The 17,220-nt window shown below is 71.4% G+C and carries 16 protein-coding genes, 1 tRNA gene and 3 pseudogenes; 14 read left to right on the forward strand and 6 right to left on the reverse strand.

Features of this window, described 5'->3' with window-relative positions; genetic code table 11:
* The first annotated feature begins 165 nt into the window (after nt 1–165).
* The 4 genes from H0S67_RS21665 (at nt 166) to H0S67_RS21680 (ending at nt 2,987) form a co-directional block, all read left to right on the forward strand.
* Complete coding sequence (locus H0S67_RS21665; protein ID WP_246354951.1) at nt 166–528, forward strand: YciI family protein; 363 nt, start codon at nt 166–168, stop codon at nt 526–528.
* A gap of 51 nt (nt 529–579) precedes the next feature.
* On the forward strand, nt 580–1,872 hold the full coding sequence (locus H0S67_RS21670; RefSeq protein ID WP_180934735.1) for an RNA polymerase sigma factor: 1,293 nt from the start codon (nt 580–582) through the stop codon (nt 1,870–1,872).
* 58 nt (nt 1,873–1,930) lie between these two features.
* Nucleotides 1,931–2,347, forward strand: coding sequence for an NAD(+)--rifampin ADP-ribosyltransferase (gene arr, locus H0S67_RS21675; RefSeq protein WP_281368916.1), 417 nt, complete (start codon nt 1,931–1,933; stop codon nt 2,345–2,347).
* A gap of 328 nt (nt 2,348–2,675) precedes the next feature.
* The gene (locus H0S67_RS21680) at nt 2,676–2,987 is read left to right on the forward strand and encodes a hypothetical protein (RefSeq protein ID WP_180934737.1); all 312 of its coding nucleotides are present in this window, start codon (nt 2,676–2,678) and stop codon (nt 2,985–2,987) included.
* Between the two features lie 112 nt (nt 2,988–3,099).
* On the opposite strand, the gene H0S67_RS21685 is transcribed toward H0S67_RS21680, so the two are convergent.
* Nucleotides 3,100–3,173 (reverse strand) — tRNA-Gly (locus H0S67_RS21685).
* Nucleotides 3,174–3,324: 151 nt separating this feature from the next.
* On the opposite strand from H0S67_RS21685, the gene H0S67_RS21690 reads away from it, so the two are divergent.
* The 6 genes and pseudogenes from H0S67_RS21690 (at nt 3,325) to pgm (ending at nt 9,200) form a co-directional block, all read left to right on the forward strand.
* Entirely contained in the window at nt 3,325–3,705 is a 381-nt protein-coding gene (locus H0S67_RS21690) for a rhodanese-like domain-containing protein (protein ID WP_180934738.1), read from the forward strand.
* A 109-nt stretch (nt 3,706–3,814) separates the two neighbouring features.
* Nucleotides 3,815–4,510: a VOC family protein gene (locus H0S67_RS21695; protein ID WP_180934739.1), complete on the forward strand. Its 696-nt coding sequence runs from the start codon at nt 3,815–3,817 to the stop codon at nt 4,508–4,510.
* 85 nt (nt 4,511–4,595) lie between these two features.
* The gene (locus H0S67_RS21700) at nt 4,596–5,189 is read left to right on the forward strand and encodes a class I SAM-dependent methyltransferase (RefSeq protein WP_180934740.1); all 594 of its coding nucleotides are present in this window, start codon (nt 4,596–4,598) and stop codon (nt 5,187–5,189) included.
* 360 nt (nt 5,190–5,549) lie between these two features.
* A complete protein-coding gene (locus H0S67_RS21705; protein ID WP_180934741.1) occupies nt 5,550–5,948 on the forward strand; it encodes a nuclear transport factor 2 family protein in 399 nt (132 codons plus the stop codon).
* A gap of 101 nt (nt 5,949–6,049) precedes the next feature.
* Nucleotides 6,050–7,453, forward strand: a complete 1,404-nt coding sequence (locus H0S67_RS21710; RefSeq protein WP_180934742.1) for an HNH endonuclease signature motif containing protein — start codon at nt 6,050–6,052, stop codon at nt 7,451–7,453.
* A 96-nt stretch (nt 7,454–7,549) separates the two neighbouring features.
* Nucleotides 7,550–9,200, forward strand: a pseudogene (pgm, locus tag H0S67_RS21715) (phosphoglucomutase (alpha-D-glucose-1,6-bisphosphate-dependent)).
* On the opposite strand, the gene H0S67_RS23975 reads toward pgm, so the two are convergent.
* Nucleotides 9,181–9,657: a hypothetical protein gene (locus H0S67_RS23975; RefSeq protein ID WP_219635380.1), complete on the reverse strand. Its 477-nt coding sequence runs from the start codon at nt 9,655–9,657 to the stop codon at nt 9,181–9,183. The pseudogene pgm and the gene H0S67_RS23975 overlap by 20 nt on opposite strands.
* Nucleotides 9,658–9,813: 156 nt before the next feature.
* Here H0S67_RS23975 and H0S67_RS21725 point away from each other — a divergent pair, with 156 nt between their 5' ends.
* From H0S67_RS21725 to H0S67_RS21740, 4 genes are all read left to right on the forward strand, one after another.
* Nucleotides 9,814–10,641 (forward strand): ABC transporter ATP-binding protein, encoded by an 828-nt coding sequence (locus tag H0S67_RS21725; protein ID WP_219635381.1) that lies wholly within the window; start codon nt 9,814–9,816, stop codon nt 10,639–10,641.
* Nucleotides 10,596–10,742 (forward strand): hypothetical protein, encoded by a 147-nt coding sequence (locus H0S67_RS23980; protein WP_219635382.1) that lies wholly within the window; start codon nt 10,596–10,598, stop codon nt 10,740–10,742. Before H0S67_RS21725 ends, H0S67_RS23980 begins: the two co-directional genes overlap by 46 nt.
* A 173-nt stretch (nt 10,743–10,915) precedes the next feature.
* Nucleotides 10,916–13,282 carry an ATP-binding cassette domain-containing protein gene (locus H0S67_RS26205; protein WP_246354952.1) on the forward strand — a complete coding sequence of 789 codons (2,367 nt, stop codon included), beginning with the start codon at nt 10,916–10,918 and terminating at the stop codon, nt 13,280–13,282.
* Nucleotides 13,283–13,323: 41 nt separating this feature from the next.
* The gene (locus tag H0S67_RS21740) at nt 13,324–14,016 is read left to right on the forward strand and encodes a hypothetical protein (protein ID WP_180934744.1); all 693 of its coding nucleotides are present in this window, start codon (nt 13,324–13,326) and stop codon (nt 14,014–14,016) included.
* Nucleotides 14,017–14,030: 14 nt separating this feature from the next.
* On the opposite strand, the gene H0S67_RS27045 is transcribed toward H0S67_RS21740, so the two are convergent.
* From H0S67_RS27045 to H0S67_RS21755, 4 genes and pseudogenes are all read right to left on the reverse strand, one after another.
* On the reverse strand, nt 14,031–14,612 hold the full coding sequence (locus H0S67_RS27045; RefSeq protein ID WP_281368917.1) for an amidohydrolase family protein: 582 nt from the start codon (nt 14,610–14,612) through the stop codon (nt 14,031–14,033).
* A gap of 91 nt (nt 14,613–14,703) precedes the next feature.
* A pseudogene (locus H0S67_RS27050) lies at nt 14,704–15,156 on the reverse strand (amidohydrolase family protein); the annotation flags it as partial.
* A 17-nt stretch (nt 15,157–15,173) separates the two neighbouring features.
* Nucleotides 15,174–16,423, reverse strand: a pseudogene (locus tag H0S67_RS21750) (PTS transporter subunit EIIC); the annotation flags it as partial.
* Nucleotides 16,420–17,214, reverse strand: a complete 795-nt coding sequence (locus tag H0S67_RS21755; RefSeq protein WP_180934745.1) for a GntR family transcriptional regulator — start codon at nt 17,212–17,214, stop codon at nt 16,420–16,422. The gene H0S67_RS21755 and the pseudogene H0S67_RS21750, both read right to left, overlap by 4 nt.
* Nucleotides 17,215–17,220: the final 6 nt, after the last annotated feature.

Raw genomic sequence — 17,220 nt, forward strand, 5'->3', positions numbered from 1 at the left:
CTCCACGGTCGCCCTGTCGGCGGCCGATGCGCACGCGCTGGCCGAGTGTCTGCGAGGGTGGAGAAAACTTCGGAGGGCGATGTCGAAGGGCATGCCGGCCGTTCGACGTACGTGCGAGAAGCAACCCACCAGCAATCACTAGGAGTGATCAAGATGCCGCGTTTCATGGGATTCGTGAGGATGGAGGAGGGCATCGGCACCCCGCCGCAGTCGCTCTTCGACGCGATGGACGTCTACATCGGTGAGCAGGCCGCCAAGGGCGTGTTCCTCGACGGGGGCGGGCTCTACGGCACCGAGGACGCCGTGAACTTCGTGGTCCGCAAGGGCGAGGTCACCCGGGTCGACGGACCGTACGCCGAGGCCAAGGAGGTCGTCGGCGGCTGGGCCCTCATGAAGTACGACACCCTCGAGGAGGCCGTGGCCGACCAGCGGGAGTTCGCCGAGCTGCACGCCAAGCACTGGCCGGAGGTCACCGTCGTCGCGACCCTGCGCCAGATCTCCGAGGGCCCGGAGGCGCCCGGCGAGTGAGCCTCGAGCCTCTGGTGGATCGAGGCTCGACGGTCTCACTACGCTGGCCGCGTGCCGGCAGAGACGAGTACGGATGACCCCACCGGGGCCATCGTCGCCGCGTGGCGGGCCGAGTCGGCCCGCCTCGTCGGCGCACTCACCCGGATGACCCGTGACGTGGACCTCGCCGAGGACCTCGCGCAGGACGCGCTCGTGGCCGCGCTCGAGCAGTGGCCCGCCACCGGCGTACCGGCGAACCCGGCCGCGTGGCTGATGACCACCGCGAAGCGGCGGGGCATCGACCACTTCCGGCGCGTCGAGAACCTGCGCCGCAAGGTCGCGGAGCTCGAGCGCGCCAGCGAGGGAGAGGAGGTGGAGATGCCCGACCTCGACGCCCAGGTCGACCACATCGAGGACGACGTCCTGCGGCTCATCTTCCTGACCTGCCACCCTTCCTTGACCGCCGAGTCCCGGGCAGCGCTGACGCTGCGCCTGGTGGGAGGGCTCACCACCGCCGAGATCGCCCGTGGGTTCCTGGCCAGCGAGGCCACGATGGGGCAGCGCATCTCGCGAGCGAAGAAGACGCTGTCTGCGGCACACGCCGAGTTCGAGCTGCCCACCGGCGCGGAGCGGACGCAGCGCCTCGACGACGTCATGGCCGTGATCTACCTGATCTTCAACGAGGGCTACACCGCCACCGCCGGCGACAGCTGGATGCGCCCCGACCTGGCGAACGAGGCCATGCGCCTCGCGCGCATGCTCGCCGAACTCGCTCCGGACGAGCCCGAGGTGCTGGGGCTGCAGGCGCTGCTGGAGATCCAGGGCTCGCGGATGACCGCCCGGCTCGACGAGCACGGCGTGGCCGTCCTGCTGGAGGCGCAGGACCGGAGCCGGTGGGACCAGCTGCTGATCCGGCGCGGGCTGGCCGCCCTGCAGCAGGCCGAGCTGCTTGCCGCGCGCGGGAAGCCGGTCGGGAAGTACTTCCTGCAGGCCTTGATCGCCGCCCAGCACGCCCGTGCGGAGCGTGCCGAGGACACCAACTGGCGCCGGATCGCGGCACTCTACGACGTCCTGGCCGATGCCGCGCCGGGACCCGTCGTCGAGGTGAACCGGGCCGTCGCGCACGGGCGGGCGTTCGGCCCGGATGCGGGCCTCGCCGTGCTCGACGAGCTGGATGCGGGTGAGCTCGGCGACTCGCCACTCGTGCCGAGCGTGCGTGGAGACCTGCTCGAGCGGGCCGGGCTCCACGTACGGGCGAGCGAGGCGTTCAACGAGGCGGCAGCGCGCACCAGGAACGAGAGCGAGCGCGCAGTCCTGCACCGTCGGGCCGAGCTGAACCTGACGCGCGTGTCGGAGTCGGGATGAGTCCCTCGTCGGTCGCGCTCCTGCGCGGGCCGAAGACCATGCTTCCGTTGCGTGGGTCGTGCCGGTGAGTGACGCGCTCGACGTGGGGCCGTTCTTCCACGGCACGAAGGCCGACCTGCGAGTGGGAGATCTCCTGACCGCTGGCTTCCGGTCGAACTACCGGCCGGAAGTGGTGATGAACCACATCTACTTCACCGCACTGCGTGACGGTGCCGGGCTCGCCGCGGAGCTTGCGGTGGGCGAGGGTGCTCCGCGCGTGTACGTCGTCGAGCCGACGGGCGCCTTCGAGAACGACCCGAACGTGACCGACAAGAAGTTCCCCGGGAATCCCACCCGGTCCTACCGCAGCGCAGAGCCACTCAGGATCGTCGGCGAGGTGACTGACTGGACGCGGCAGACCCCCGGAGCACTCCGTGCCTGGCGCGACCGGCTCGCGGTGGTTCGCGCGGACGAACGCGGCGAGATCATCAACTGACGGGCGAGTGAGGCCGATCGCGGCGTAGCCGAGCGGCGCTCGCGCGCGGCCGAGCGGTCCAGGTCCGGCGCGGGTTGGGAATCGGCGCTTTCTGCGTATCCACGCGCTCGGAACATGAGGGTCCGCCAATGGCCGGGGATCGCCGGAGGCCTGGATGGTCGGCCCTCAAGAGTGGGTGCCGCATCACCGAGGTTTGTCCGGGGGGCGCGTCCGGACGCCACCCGCAACCACGAATGCGAGGGTCTCGGTGACGCAAGCTCTGGTATGTCCGCTCTGCAGGGGCGAGGTGTCACTGAGGTCGTCAGGATGTCTCTCCTGCCACCTGCCCATGAGTGATGTCCTGCGGCACGCCAGCACGACCCCTGCGTCCCGTGCCAGCACGGTCATCAGAGCACTGCAGGTCCGGATATCCGGGCTGCTCCTCTACGGTGCCGCCGTCGCCTGGTGTGCCTACCAGTTGCCCGACACCGTCCCGTTCGTCGTCCCGGGAGCCGTACTCGGTGGCGGGATCCTCCATGTGTGGAAGGGGCGGCCGTGGCTCGGGCTCGCAGTGTTCGCCATCATCGTGGTCGTCGTGCCGGCGCTTCTTTGGCCCTCGGTCCTCACCGGTGCCTTCTCCGACCTGACCGACGGGTTGTGATGGCAGACGGGTCAGACGCGGCGCTCACCTGAACGTCCAAGACCGCGGGTCGTAGAGGGAACGACATTGCCTGCTCACGGCCGGGATGCTGCTGGGCTCCGACTTCGGCAACTGGAGCGGACGCGAGGATTTGAACCTCGACTCCTTCCCTGGAAGGGAAGCGTGCTGCAACTACACCACGTCCGCGTAGCCAGCCTCTGACGAGCCTGACACGTTCGTAGTATGAACCATCGCCAGGACTGTCCGGGTGCCAGGGTGCGGCTCGCGGACCTCCGGGCTCCGCAGCCAGGTGCCCGCGCACAGTGCGCACCTCGGCCGGGTCCGTAGGTTGTGCGTGATGACCGAGACGGATGGCTCCGCGATCGACCGCTTGCTGCACGAGTGCCGCGTCGGGCTCGAACGCGTCGAGCCGGCTGCCCTGGAGCGTGAGGTGGCGGCCGGCGCCCTCGTGGTCGACATCCGGCCGGTCGAGCAGCGTCAACGAGACGGTGACCTTCCTGGCGCAGTGGTCATCGATCGCAACGTCCTCGAGTGGCGCCTGGATCCGTCCAGTCCGTATCGCCTGCCGATCGCCGACGACCCGGAGAGGCGAGTCGTGCTCGTCTGCAACGAGGGCTTCAGCTCCAGCCTCGCCGCGCACACCCTGCAGCGTCTTGGCCTCACGCGAGCGACGGACCTCGTCGGCGGGTTCCAAGCGTGGATTGCTCTGCAGCGATAGCTGCAGACCAACGGGACGATCGGCCGACCGCGAATGAGCAACGCCATGTGCGAGCTGCACGCGAGAAACCAGGTGCCCGGCGCGCCGAGTCGCGTCTAGCGTGCAGAAGGTGCCCACACGTCTCGTAGCAGTGGCCTTCGACGCTCAGGAGCCGACAGCGGTGGCCCGGTTCTGGGCCGAGCTGCTCGGACGAGAGGTCGTCGACGAGGACGACGGCGTGCTGCTCCGGGGGGACGAGAGACAGGTCGGGCTGCGCTTCGTGGCGGCGTCCACCCAGAAGGTCGGGCTCGGCCGACTGCACCTGCACCTCACCAGCGCCTCTCCGGAGGGGCAGCGGGCCACTGTCGAGAAGGCCCTGAGCATCGGCGGATGCCACCTCGATGTCGGCCAGCTGCCCGAGGAGGGACACGTCGTGCTGAGCGATCCGGAGGACAACGAGTTCTGCATCATCGAGGCCGGCAACGGCTTCCTCGCCGGCTGCGGTCCACTCGGCGAGGTCGCCTGCGACGGTTCTCGAGCGGTCGGGGTCTTCTGGCAGCAGGTTCTCGAGTGGCCGCTGGTGTGGGACCAGGGCGAGGAGACCGCGATCCAGTCACCGGCCGGCGGCACCAAGCTGGCGTGGGGCGGGCCGCCTGTGGCTCCCAAGCGGGTGCGCAACCGCCAACGGTTCGACCTGGCAGCAGACGACCTCGACTCCGAGATCGCGAGGCTGACGTCGCTGGGGGCGGCCCGCCTCGCGGACGTCGACGAGGGCGTCGAGCTCGCCGACCCGGACGGCAACGAGTTCCGCATCGTGGGAGCCTGAGGCTCGCCGCCCTCCGGTGGTCTCGACGGGTTCCGCGATGCACCGTGGTCGGTAGTCTCGAGGCGTGACGAGCGAGCCATCGAGCATGTTCGAGGCGATGTACGCGGGCGCGGAGGCGGGTGGGTCCAAGCCGCCCTGGGACCATGGCGCCCCTCGTCCCCAGCTCGTGGAGTGGGCTGAGGCGCGGAACCTCGCGGGAGGTGGCCGCGAGGCGCTGGTGGTCGGGTGTGGCTACGGAGCTGACGCCGAGTTTCTCGTGTCGCTCGGATTTCGGACCACGGCGTTCGACTTCGCGCCGACGGCGATTGCTGGCGCGCGGCGTAGGTATCCGGCCAGCGAGGTGAACTACCTCGTTGCCGACGTCACGGACCTTCCTCGCGAGTGGCAGGGGAACTTCGACCTGGTTGTCGAGAGCCTCACCGTGCAGTCGATGCCACCTGAGCAGCACTCGGTCGCGGTACGGAACATCGCAGCGTTGGTCGCACCAGGAGGCACGCTGCTGGTCTTGGCGACCACCCGGGAGGAAGACTCCGCGGTGAAGGGCCCACCCTGGCCGCTGACCCGTGCCGAGGTCGAGGAGTTCTCGAACGGAGACCTCGTCATGGACCAGCTCGAGCGGATCGAGAACGGCGCTTGGTGGCGAGCCGAGCTGTCACGAGCACGCGACCATCACGGCTGACGCCGCGGCGAGGACCGTTGGGAGTCGTGGACTCCCGATACGTCCGGCGGATGCCGTTGGTACGTCGTCGGCCCGTGTGTCGCGACCAGTGGTGTCGGCCCGTGCCTGGACGGGACCGAAGTTCGATCAGCGCCGCTTCTGGATCAGTACGACGTAGCCCAGAGCGACGCCCAGGCCTGCAACGATGGGCCGCGACCATCCGCCGAAGGTCGCCCCTGGCACCGGCCCCGATGGCCGCGCCGAGCGCTGGGTTGGATCCAGGCGCGCTAGGCGGCACGAGCGGTCGCTTGGCAGCGCCAGCAGACGAAGGGTGGCTGTCGCGGGGGTGCAAACGGCCCAGCTGAGGCGCATTCTCGGGGCATGACCGATCGAGACGACTTCCTGGCATGGGTCAAGTCCGCGTTGTACGAGGCGGAGGTGGCTCTACACAACGGCGACGCGAATCCCCGCCGGGCACTCTGGTCTCGCAACGAGCCGGTGAGCATCCAGGGCGCCTTGCGCGACGCCTGTGGGCTGCAGGAGGTGGAGGACGTCTTCCAGCTCCTGGAGAGCGGTTTCTCCGAATGCTCGACCTTCAGGTTCGAACTGCAGGCCTTCGACGTGGTGGGCGACATGGCCTACACAACCGGCAGAGAGCACACGTCGGCCTCCATGGACGGGCAGCCGCGGAGCTACACCTTGCGCGTCACACAGGTGTATCGACGAGAGGACGGCGCATGGAAGGTCGCTCACCGACATGCCGACACCGTCACCGAATGACGCCAGCGGCTTCTCCCGCCTCTGTGCCCGGCGGTCCGCGGTGTCGGTGGTCGCGTCTAGCGTCTTCCTCGAGGGGTCGACCTTTCTCGAGGGGTGTCGCGATGGAAGCAGACCTGATGCAGATGGACGACCACGACCTGCTGGCCGGAGGCGTGGCCGACGGGGTGGCCGAGGCCCGGGCGGGCTGGCAGCGGTGGGCGCGGCTGGTGGAGTTCCACCGCCGCCGGGAGGCCGACTGCCGGCTCCGGCACGAGATCTCGCCCAGCTTCACGCTGACCCCGCGCGCGCAGACGGTCAGCGAGGTCTCGGCACTGTGGGGCCTGAGCGAGTCGCGCGTGCGCCACGAGCTCAACGTCGCGCTCTTCCTCGAGCAGTACTTCCCCGAGGTCTGGGAGCTGTCCCGCAACGGCCAGCTCGACTGCTACCGCGCGGGGCTGATCGCCGACAACGCCCGCCACGCCCTCGACGACCCGGTCCTGCTGCACGTCCTGGCCCGGCGGGTGCAGGCCTTCCTCGAGCGACACCTCTCCGACGCCCACGGACTGCCGGGGATTCCACCCCTGGTGACCTGCACGCCCAAGCAGCTGCGCAACAAGCTCACCTACGAGCTCAACCGGCTCCGCGCCGCCCACAGCGAGGAGCTGCATCGCAAGGCGGTCGCCGACCGGCACGTGCGCAAGGTCGAGCTGCCGGACGGGATGGCCCAGCTGGGCATCAGTGCCACCGTCGACCAGGTCCGGCTGGCCGACCACAGGCTGACCCACGCCGCACGGCAGCGGCGCCGCGAGGGCGACCAGCGGACCATCGCCCAGCTGAAGTCGGACCTCGCGATCGACCTGCTGACCGGCAGGGAGGAGGGAGTGCCGGCCCCGTCGTACTCCCGGCCGATCGTCAACCTCACCGTGCCCGTCCAGACCGTGATGGGCCTGGCCGACGACCCCGGCGTGCTGGCCGGAGGCACCGTCGTCCCTGCCGGCCTGGCTCGCGCCATCGCCTCCCACCCGGACGCCACCTGGCACCGCATGCTCACCGACCCGGCCGGCCGGATGGTCGAGCTCTCGACGACCTCCTACCGGCCCACCGATCCCATCTGGCGGCACGTCGTCGCCGAGTGGAGCTCCTGCTTCGAGCCGGCCTGTGACGCGCCCGCCACCGAGGCCGAGCACGACCATCGGGTCCCCTGGCCTCGGGGTGCCACCGAGCCAGCCAACCTCTGGCCCGCCTGCAAGCGCGGGCACACCACCAAGCACGCGCCCGGGTTCGCCGTCGAACAGGCTGCCGACGGTTCCTTCCGCCTGCGCACCGCCGCCGGCTTCGCCCACGCGGTGGCTCCGCCCGCCAAGCCGGTCGACGAGAGGTGGCCCGACCTCCCTGAGGTCCAGTTCTCGGCGACTGAATTTCTCGCGGTCCTCGGCGAGATCCGAAGCCACCGCGACCGGAGCGCCGCCGAGAGCCGGGAGCTCGCGTGGGAGCACGACAACTTCCTCTTCAACATCGCTGGCTGACGCGGAAGCACTGCCCCGACGCTTCGCTCCCCGCCGGCGCCCGGTGCGCGATCGCAGGGCAGTGACGCTCGTTGCCCGGGACGGCATGATGACCACATGGCCGACCCCCGCGCAGGACAGCCCGCCGAACCCTCGGACCTCGTCGACGTCTCCCACCTGGTGACGGCGTACTACACCGGCGTGCCCGACCCCGACGACGTCGACCAGCAGGTCGCGTTCGGCACCAGCGGGCACCGGGGCTCGTCGCTGCGGACGGCCTTCAACGAGACGCACATCCTCGCGACCACGCAGGCCATCTGCGACTACCGCCGCGAGCAGGGGTACGACGGGCCGCTGTTCATCGGGCGCGACACCCACGGGCTCTCGGAGCCGGCGTGGGCGACCGCCCTGGAGGTGCTGGCCGCCAACGACGTGACCGTGCTGGTCGACGACCGCGACGGCTACACACCCACCCCGGCGGTGTCCCACGCGATCCTGCGCGCCAACCGGGGGGTCTCGACAGGCTCGACCAGCGGAAGGGGGCTGGCCGACGGCATCGTCGTGACGCCGTCGCACAACCCACCGAGCGACGGCGGCTTCAAGTACAACCCGCCCCACGGCGGCCCCGCCGACACCGACGCCACCTCGGTGATCGCGAAGCGGGCCAACGAGCTGATCAAGGGCGGGCTGTCCGACGTGAAGCGGATCCCCTTCGCGCGCGCCCGCGCCGCCGCGTCGTCGTACGACTTCCTCGGCACCTACGTCGACGACCTGCCCAACGTCCTCGACATCGACGCCATCCGGAACGCCGGCGTGCGGATCGGGGCCGACCCCCTCGGCGGCGCGAGCGTCGCCTACTGGGGCGAGATCGGCGAGCGGCACGGGCTCGACCTCACGGTGGTGAACCCGCTGGTCGACCCGACGTGGCGCTTCATGACGCTCGACTGGGACGGCAAGATCCGGATGGACTGCTCCTCCCCAACGCGATGGCGTCGCTGATCCGGCGCAAGGACGAGTACGACATCGCCACCGGCAACGACGCCGACTCCGACCGGCACGGCATCGTGACCCCGGACGCGGGGCTGATGAACCCCAACCACTTCCTCGCGGTGGCGATCGGCTACCTCTTCGGCGGCGCCCGCCCGGCTGGCCCGACACCGCCCGGATCGGCAAGACGCTGGTCTCCTCCTCGATGATCGACCGGGTCGCCGCCTCGCTCGGCAAGCCGATGGTGGAGGTGCCGGTCGGCTTCAAGTGGTTCGTGCCCGGGCTGATCGACGGGTCGTTCGGCTTCGGGGGCGAGGAGTCCGCGGGCGCGTCGTTCCTGCGAACGGACGGCTCCACGTGGACCACCGACAAGGACGGGATCCTGCTGGCCCTGCTGGCGTCCGAGATCCTCGCGACCACCGGGAAGACCCCGTCCGAGCACTACGCCGCCCTGGTCGCCGAGCACGGCGACCCGGCGTACGCCCGCATCGACGCCCCGGCCGACCGCGCGCAGAAGGCCAAGCTCGCCGCCCTCTCCCCGGACGACGTCAAGGCGACCTCGCTCGCGGGCGAGGAGATCACCGCCAAGCTCACCGAGGCGCCCGGGAACGGCGCCAAGATCGGCGGGCTCAAGGTGGTCACCGAGTCGGCGTGGTTCGCCGCGCGCCCGTCGGGCACCGAGGACGTCTACAAGATCTACGCCGAGTCGTTCAAGGGCCCCGACCATCTCGCCCAGGTGCAGGACGAGGCCCGCGAGGTGGTCAGCGCCGCTCTCGGCTGACCCGCTCGCGCAGGCCGGCGGCCAGCCCGGCCACCGTCGCGGCGTCGATGAGATCACCGAACGTGGCGGCCAGCCAGGGACGCTTCACCGGTGCCATCCGGAGCCGGAGCTGGAGGCGCGTGCCGTCGGGCACGTCGCGGAGCACGATCGCCCACGACAGCAGGGTCCGTCCACGTCGCGACGTGTGCACGAGCACGTGCGGCGGCTCGAGCCGGGCGACGGTGAACGTCGCGTCTCGGCCGCCCCAGTCCGGGATGACGTCGGAGACCGCGAGCGACTGGAGCGCCGGGTCGAGGTGGCGGATCCCCCGCCGACCCTGCGGGATCAGGCGCTCGACGACGCGCGGCAGGTACCAGCCCGCACGTCGCTTGCCGAGCTGCACGAACCACGGCCACACGTCGTCCGCGGTCGCATTCAGCGTGAAGGCACGGTCCATCACGACGTCCGCGTCGGGCACCAGGTCGTCACCGGGCAGTGCCGCCCGGCCTCTTCCGCGGTGGCAGCAACAGACCCGAACACGGTCCGACGCTACGCCGACAGGGTGGCGTCCCCGGGCCGGTGTGCCCGGAGCGTCGCAGGGGAACCACGTCCACCGCACGGCTACGTTGGTGACGTGGGGGTCATCGAGACGGCGGGTCTGACGATGCGGTACCCGCGCGTCACCGCCCTCGACGGGCTCGACGTGAGCATCGGCGGCGGGGTCACCGGGCTTGTCGGCGCCAACGGCGCGGGCAAGTCGACGCTGATCAAGATCCTGCTCGGCCTGCTGCCGGCCACCAGCGGCAGCGCGACCGTCCTGGGGCACGACGTCGCACCGAGGGCGGGGAGATCCGCGCGGTGGTGGGCTACATGCCCGAGCACGACTGCCTGCCGCCGACGTGTCGGCGAGCGACCTGGTCGTCACCTCGGGCAGATGTCCGGGCTGCCGTACGCCGCGGCCCGCGAGCGCGCCTCCGACGTGCTGCGCCACGTCGGCCTGGCCGAGGAGCGCTACCGGCCCATCGGCGGCTACTCGACCGGCATGAAGCAGCGCGCGAAGCTCGCCCAGGCGCTCGTCCACGACCCACGGCTGGTGCTGCTGGACGAGCCGACCAACGGCCTCGACCCGTCGTCGCGCGACGACATGCTCGCGCTGGTCCGCCGGATCGGCACCGAGTTCGGCATCGCCGTGCTGGTCACCTCGCACCTGCTCGGCGAGCTCGAGCGGGTCAGCGACCACGTCGTCGTGCTCGACAGCGGACGCCTGCTTCGCTCCTCGGCCACGACCGAGTTCCTGCACACGACCGGCACCCTGCTGGTCGAGGTTCAGGGCCGCACGGACGCCGACCGGCTGCTCGGGCAGGCCCTGGTCGACGCCGGCCTGGTCGCCGGCCGGCCGAGGGCCGGATGGTGGAGGTGGAGGTCCGCGACGAGACCACGCGCGACGTCGTACGCGACCTGACCGTCGACCTCGGGCTCGGCCTGGTCCGGATGCAGGAGCGGCACCACCGCATCGAGGACGTCTTCCGCGAGGGAGGAGCCGGCAGTGTCCAGCCCGTCTGAACCCCAGACCACGGTGGACCCGCCGGTCCACACCGCGCGTCATCCATGACCTGGGCTACCGCTCCTACACCGGGCCGCGCCTCGGCGAGCCGGCGGTCGCCCGCGCGTTCTTCGGGACCGGGCTGCGCAACTGCTACGGGCTGGGCCGATCAGGGCGCTCCAAGGTGCTGCCGATGATCCTGCTCGGCCTGATGCTGCTGCCGGCCCTCATCCTCGTGGGCGTCCTGGTGCAGGCCAAGACCCTCCTCGGCCTCGACGACCAGATCGTCCCCTACTCGACCTACCCGCTGACGACCCAGCTGCTGATCTCGGTCTTCGTCGCCTCGCAGGCGCCGGCGCTCGTCTCCCGTGACCTGCGGTTCCGCACGATCACGCTCTACCTGGCTCGCCCGATGCGGCGCACGACGTACGTCCTGGTGCGGCTGGCGTCGCTGACCGCGGCGACGTTCGTGCTGGTCGCCGCCCCGCTGCTGCTGATGTACGTCGGCGGCCTGCTCGCCGGGCTCCCGCTGGGCCGGGAGACCGGGCGGATCCTGGGCGCGCTGGTCGGGGCGGCGCTGCTGGCGGCCTGCCTGTCCGGCCTGGCCGCCCTGGTCTCGGCGCTGACGATCCGCCGCGGCCTCGCCGTGGCCGCGGTGATCGTGGTGCTGCTGGTCAGCTACACCGTCGTCGCCACCATCCAGGGGATCTCGTTCGACTCCGGGCACGAGACGGTCGGCCAGGTGGCCGGCTGTTCTCGCGTACACGCTGGTCAACGGCGTGCAGGTGATCCTCTTCAACGCGCCGGAGGCCACCCCCACGCCGCCCTCCGGGGCCGCCCAGGGCGCGCTCTACCTGGCCACCACCGCGCTCGTGGTGCTCGGCTCGGTCGGCGCGATGCTGGCCCGCTACCGGAAGGTGGCCGCATGAGCACGATCCTGCTCGAGCACGTGTCGCGGTGGTACCGCAACGTCGTCGCCGTCAACGACGTCTCGATGACGATCGGGCCCGGCGTGACCGGGCTGCTCGGCCCGAACGGCGCCGGCAAGTCCACCCTGATCGCGATGATGTCCGGCTTCCTGGCGCCGTCGACCGGCACGGTCACCCTGGACGGCGAGCCCCTGTGGCGCAACGAGTCGGTCTACCGGAAGATCGGCCTGGTCCCCGAGCGCGAGGCGCTGTTCGACTACCTCACCGGGCGGCAGTTCGTGGTCGCGAACGCCGAGCTGCACGGGCTGACCGACCCGGGTGCGGCCGCGCAGGCGTCGATCGCCCTGGTCGAGATGACCGACGCGCAGGACCGCACCATCTCGACGTACTCGAAGGGCATGCGACAGCGGATCAAGATGGCGTCCTCGCTGGTCCACGATCCCGGCGTGCTGCTGCTCGACGAGCCCTTCAACGGCATGGACCCGCGGCAGCGGATGCACCTCATGGAGCTGCTGCGCACCATGGGTGCCGAGGGCCGCACCGTGCTGTTCAGCTCCCACATCCTCGAGGAGGTCGAGCAGGTGGCCCGCCAGATCGAGGTGGTCGTCGCGGGCCGGCACGCCGCCTCCGGCGACTTCGGGGCCATCCGACGGCTGATGACCGACCGGCCCAACCGCTTCGTCCTGCGCACCAGCGACGACCGGACGATGGCGTCGACTCTGTTGGCCGACGGCTCAGTACGGGGCGCCGGCTGCGGCCCGAGGGCGGCATCGAGATCGAGGCGTCGACTTCGGCCGTTTCAGCGAGGTGCTGCCGCGGCTGGCCCGCGACCACGCGATCCGGCTGCTCGAGGTCACGCCCACCGACGAGTCGCTGGAGAGCGTCTTCGCCTACCTGGTGTCGGCATGAGCGTCGCCTTCTCGACGACCGTCGCCCGGATCGGCATGCACAGCGTCTTCGGCCGCCGGCGCGGGGTGCTGCTCTTCGTGCTGCCCGTCGTGCTGCTCGGGCTGGCGCTGCTGGTGCGGCTGCTCGTCGGCGAGGACGAGATGGCCGCCCGGCACACCCTCTACGGCCTCGGGCTGGTCGTGGTCGTGCCGCTCGTCGCACTCCTGGCGACGACCGGTCTGCTGGCGCCGGAGATCGACGACGGGTCGATCGCCTACCTGCTGGCCAAGCCCATCTCGCGCTACACCATCGTGCTGAGCAAGCTGGCCGTCGCGTCGGCCTGCGTGGTGGCCTTCGCCGTCGTCCCCGTCCTGGCAGCCGGGCTGCTCCTGCGCACCAGTGACCCGCGGTTCGGGCTGGGCTTCGCCCTCGGCGCGCTCGCCGGCGGCCTCGCCTACTGCGCCCTCTTCGCGCTGCTCTCGGTGCTGACCCGCCACGCAGTGGTGGTCGGCCTGATCTACCTGCTGATCTGGGAGAGCCTGCTCGGCGGCCTGCTCGACGGGGTCCGGTGGCTCAGCGTCAGCCGCTGGTCGGCCGCGATCGCCGAGCCGGTCGCCCAGGTGTCCCTGGTGGACAAGCTGGGGGCAGGGTACGCCGTGGTCGCGACCGCCGTCGTCATCGTGCTCGGGGTCTGGCTGACCGGCCGCCGGCTGCGCGCGTTCAACCTCACCGGGGACGAGTAGGCCGGGTGCGCCCGGATCTCGCTCCGACGAGACCGACAGGTGTGCTGGTCGGGATCCTCACCGGGGTGCTCGGCCTCGGCCTCGCCGCCTGTGGCTCGACGCCCGCCGCCGACCCGCCGAAGGGGGTCGACGCACTGGTCATCCCCACCCCGTCGCCCGACCCGGCCGACTTCGTCGACCGTGTCGACAACCCGTGGCTGGGGCTGGCGCCCGGCAGCACCCACACCTTCCGCATCTCCGGCACTCCCGACGCGGTGCGCGTCGTCGTCTCCGTGGCTGACCGGCCCCGCACGGTCGACGGCGTCACCACGACGATCGTCGAGGCCACCACCACCGACGCCCGCGGTCGGGTGGTCGCGACCGACCGCACCTTCTACGCGCAGGACCGGGACGGGAACGTGTGGGTGCTCGGCGCCGGCGGGTCCGGGGGCGTGTGGCAGGCGGGACGGTCCGGGGCCAGGGCCGGCGTCGCGATGCCGGGCCGGCCCCGCGTCGGCGACGACTACGAGCAGCAGTCGGTGCCGGGCGTCGCCGAGGACCGCACCACCGTCGTCGACGTCGCCGCCGAGGTGTCCGGGCCCGCGGGCAGCTGGGACGACGCGCTGCTCACCAAGGTCGACTCGCGACTGTCACCCGGCAACGAGATCCGGCTGTGGTACGTCCGCGACGTGGGCGTCGTGAGAGAGGAGTTCCCCAACGGCGCCGTCCTCGGGCTGGCGTCGTTGCCGCACTGACCCGTGCAGGTCGCTCAGGTGCCCGCCACCCACGCGCCCTTGCGCAGCACCCGCTGCACCACGAGGTCGTCGTCGAGGACCACGAGGTCGGCGTCGAAGCCGGGACGCAGCGCGCCCACCCGGTCCAGGCCGAGCAGCGTCGCGGGCGAGGCGGTGGCCGCGCGGACGACGTCCTCGATCGGCAGGCCGGCGACCTGGACGGCGTACCGCACCGCCGCGGCCATGGTCAGCGTGGAGCCGGCGTTGGCGCCGGTGTCGGCCAGTCGGGCGACGCCGTCGCGGACCGTGACCGTGAGCCGGCCGAGGTGGTAGTCCCCGTCGGCCGCGGCAGCCGCCGCCATCGCGTCGGTGACGAGCACGGTCAGGTGCGGCTTGGCCCGGGCCGCGAGCCGCAGCGCGGCGGGGTGCACGTGGACACCGTCGGCCACGAGCTCCACGTAGGTGTCCGGGTGCTCGAGCAGTGCGGCGACCGGCCCAGGCTCGCGGTGGTGCAGGCCGCGCATCGCGTTGAAGAGGTGGGTGCCGACGCCGGCGCCCGCGTCGAGCGCCGCGCGCGCCACGTCGTACGTCGCGTCGGTGTGCCCTATCGCGGCCACGACGCCGGCAGCGGTGAGCTGCCGGATCGCGTCGAGCCCCGGTGAGCTCGGGCGCCAGCGTCACCATCCGGACGTGCCCGCGACCCGCCTCGAGCAGGGCGTCTACGTGGGCGGGCTTGGGGTCGGTGAGCAGCTCGGGGTCGTGCGCCCCGGCGTACCTCCTGCTCAGCCACGGCCCCTCGAGATGGATGCCGGCGAGCAGCCGGTCGTCGGCGAGGTCGGCGATCAGGCCCACCGACGCCCGCAACGACTCGGCGCTCGCCGTCACCAGGCTCGCCATCATCGTGGTCGTGCCGTGGGCGAGGTGGGCGCGGACCGCGGTCGCGCACGCCTCCGGGTCGCCACCGTCGAACGACGCTCCCCCGCCCCCGTGGACGTGGGTGTCGACGAACCCCGGCACGACCGTGGCGGCGGGCAGCTCGAGGTCGGCGGGACGCGGCGGCGCCCCGGGACCGACCTCGGCGATCCGCTGCCCCTCGACCTGGAGCCACCCCGGCGCGAAGACCCGCGCCGGGGTGACGACCCGACCAGCTGACAGGAGCATCCTCAGACGCTCGTGTCGGCCTCGGCGACGGACTCGGCGCCCTCCTCCTCGCGGCCCGGCGTCCGCAGGTTCCACCTGCGGATGACGGCGCGGAAGAGGAAGTAGTAGATGACCGCGTAGCCGAGGCCGATGAGGATGAGCAGCGCGGGCTTGGTGGCGATGTTCCAGTTCAGCGCGAAGTCGAACAGGCCCGCGGAGAAGCCGAAGCCGTCCTTGATGCCAAGCGCGTTCACCAGCGCCAGCGAGGTGCCGGTGAGCACCGCGTGGATGATGTAGAGCGGCCAGGCCACGAACATGAACGCGAACTCCAGCGGCTCGGTCACGCCGGTGAGGAACGACGTCAGCGCGGCCGAGAGCATGATGCCGCCGACGGCCTTCTTGTGCTCGGCCGGGCCTCGTGCCAGATCGCCAGCGCAGCGGCGGGCAGCGCGAACATCATGATCGGGAAGAAGCCGGTCATGAACGCGCCCGCGGTCGGGTCGCCGGCGAGGAAGCGGGCGATGTCGCCATGCACCACGCCGTCCGGGCCGTGGTAGCTGCCGAACACGAACCACGGCGGGTTGTTGAGGATGTGGTGCAGGCCGAGCGGGATCAGCAGCCGGTTGAGCGTGCCGTAGACGAAGCCGCCGACCACCTCGTTGTTGGTCACCCAGGTGCCGAGGTTGGTCAGGCCGGAGTCGAAGGCCGGGTAGACGAAGTTCATGAGCACCGACACGACGATCGCCACGAACGCGGTGATGATCGGCACGAAGCGGCGCCCACCGAAGAAGGCGAGGTAGGGCGGCAGCTTGATCCGGTGGTACTTCTGCCACAGGAACGCCGCGATCAGGCCCATCACGATGCCGCCGAGGACGCCGTAGTTGATCCCCCCGGTGAGCAGCTTGGCCTGGTCGGTCGTGGACCCGTCCACGATGTCGGGGCTCATCGCGTCACCCACGGCCTTGAAGACCAGGTAGCCCACCACGGCCGCCATCGCCGTCGACCCGTCGGCCTTCTTCGCCATGCCGATGGCCACGCCGACCGCGAAGATCAGCGGCAGGTTGGCGAACAGCGCACCGCCCGCAGCCCCGAGCACCGCCGCCACGTGGTCCCAGCCGAGGCCGTCGGCGCCGAGCAGGTCGGGCGCGCCGAGGCGGAGCAGCAGCGCCGCGGCCGGCAGGCTCGCGATCGGCAGCATCAGGCTCCGGCCGAACTTCTGGACGGGCGCGAGGTTGAACCTGCGCCCCTCGGTGGGGGTGGCGTCCGCGGACGCGTCTGTGGTGGTCACTGTCGGTTCCCTTCGGAAGTGCCCTGCTTCTTCTGTTGAGTGGCTGGGCCGAGGTCGTCCCGGCCCAGGGACATGTGGAGCTGGTAGCGGTCGCCGCGGTAGCGCGAGACGACGTACTCCAGCGGGCGGCCCGCGGCGTACGAGACGCGGCGGAAGACGAGCAGCGGGGTGTTGACCGGAGCGTCCAGGCGGCGCGCCGTCGCGGCGTCGGCGGTCTCTCCCCACAGCGTCTGCTCGGCGCTGTCGATGGACAGGTCGTAGACGTCGGCGAGCAGCTCGTAGAGCGAGCCGCCCAGGTCGTGCCGGTCGAGGCCGGGCAGGAGCGAGCGCGGGTACCAGCCGTTCTCCAGCGCGATCGGCTGCCCGTCGGCGAGCCGGACCCGGTCCAGCCGCCAGGCGCGGCCGTCGGCGCTGAGGTCGAGCGCCTTGGCGACGTCGGCCGGCGGCTCGTCGAGCTCGACGTCGAGCAGCCGCGTGGAGGGGGTCAGCCCCCGGCGCCGCATGTCCTGGCTGAACGACGCGAGATGGAGCCGGCTCTCCAGCCGGGGCCGGGCGACGAAGGTGCCCTTGCCGTGGATCCGGTGCAGCAGGCCGTCGGCGACCAGGCTGTCGATCGCCTTGCGCACCGTGGCCCGCGACACGTCGTACGTCGTCATCAGCTCGCGCTCGGAGGGGATCGCCACGTCGGGCCCCAGCTCGTGCACCGCGAGGTCGGCCAGCACGTCGCTCAGCTGCGCGTGCTTGGGCCGGGGGCCATCGGTGATGACCCGGGCGGGACGGGTACGGGACAAGGGACT

Origin of the sequence: Nocardioides ungokensis (assembly GCF_013466985.1) — a bacterium.
GTDB classification, from domain to species: Bacteria; Actinomycetota; Actinomycetes; order Propionibacteriales; family Nocardioidaceae; genus Nocardioides; species Nocardioides ungokensis.

Excerpts from the sequence above, each read along its gene's own strand:
- H0S67_RS21710 (WP_180934742.1), top strand. The coding sequence starts at position 6,050 with ATGGAAGCAGACCTGATGCAGATGGACGACCACGACCTGCTGGCCGGA.
- H0S67_RS21690 (WP_180934738.1), top strand. The coding sequence starts at position 3,325 with ATGACCGAGACGGATGGCTCCGCGATCGACCGCTTGCTGCACGAGTGC.
- H0S67_RS26205 (WP_246354952.1), top strand. The coding sequence starts at position 10,916 with ATGATCCTGCTCGGCCTGATGCTGCTGCCGGCCCTCATCCTCGTGGGC.
- H0S67_RS21665 (WP_246354951.1), top strand. The coding sequence starts at position 166 with ATGGGATTCGTGAGGATGGAGGAGGGCATCGGCACCCCGCCGCAGTCG.
- H0S67_RS21705 (WP_180934741.1), top strand. The coding sequence starts at position 5,550 with ATGACCGATCGAGACGACTTCCTGGCATGGGTCAAGTCCGCGTTGTAC.
- H0S67_RS21700 (WP_180934740.1), top strand. The coding sequence starts at position 4,596 with ATGTTCGAGGCGATGTACGCGGGCGCGGAGGCGGGTGGGTCCAAGCCG.
- H0S67_RS21680 (WP_180934737.1), top strand. The coding sequence starts at position 2,676 with ATGAGTGATGTCCTGCGGCACGCCAGCACGACCCCTGCGTCCCGTGCC.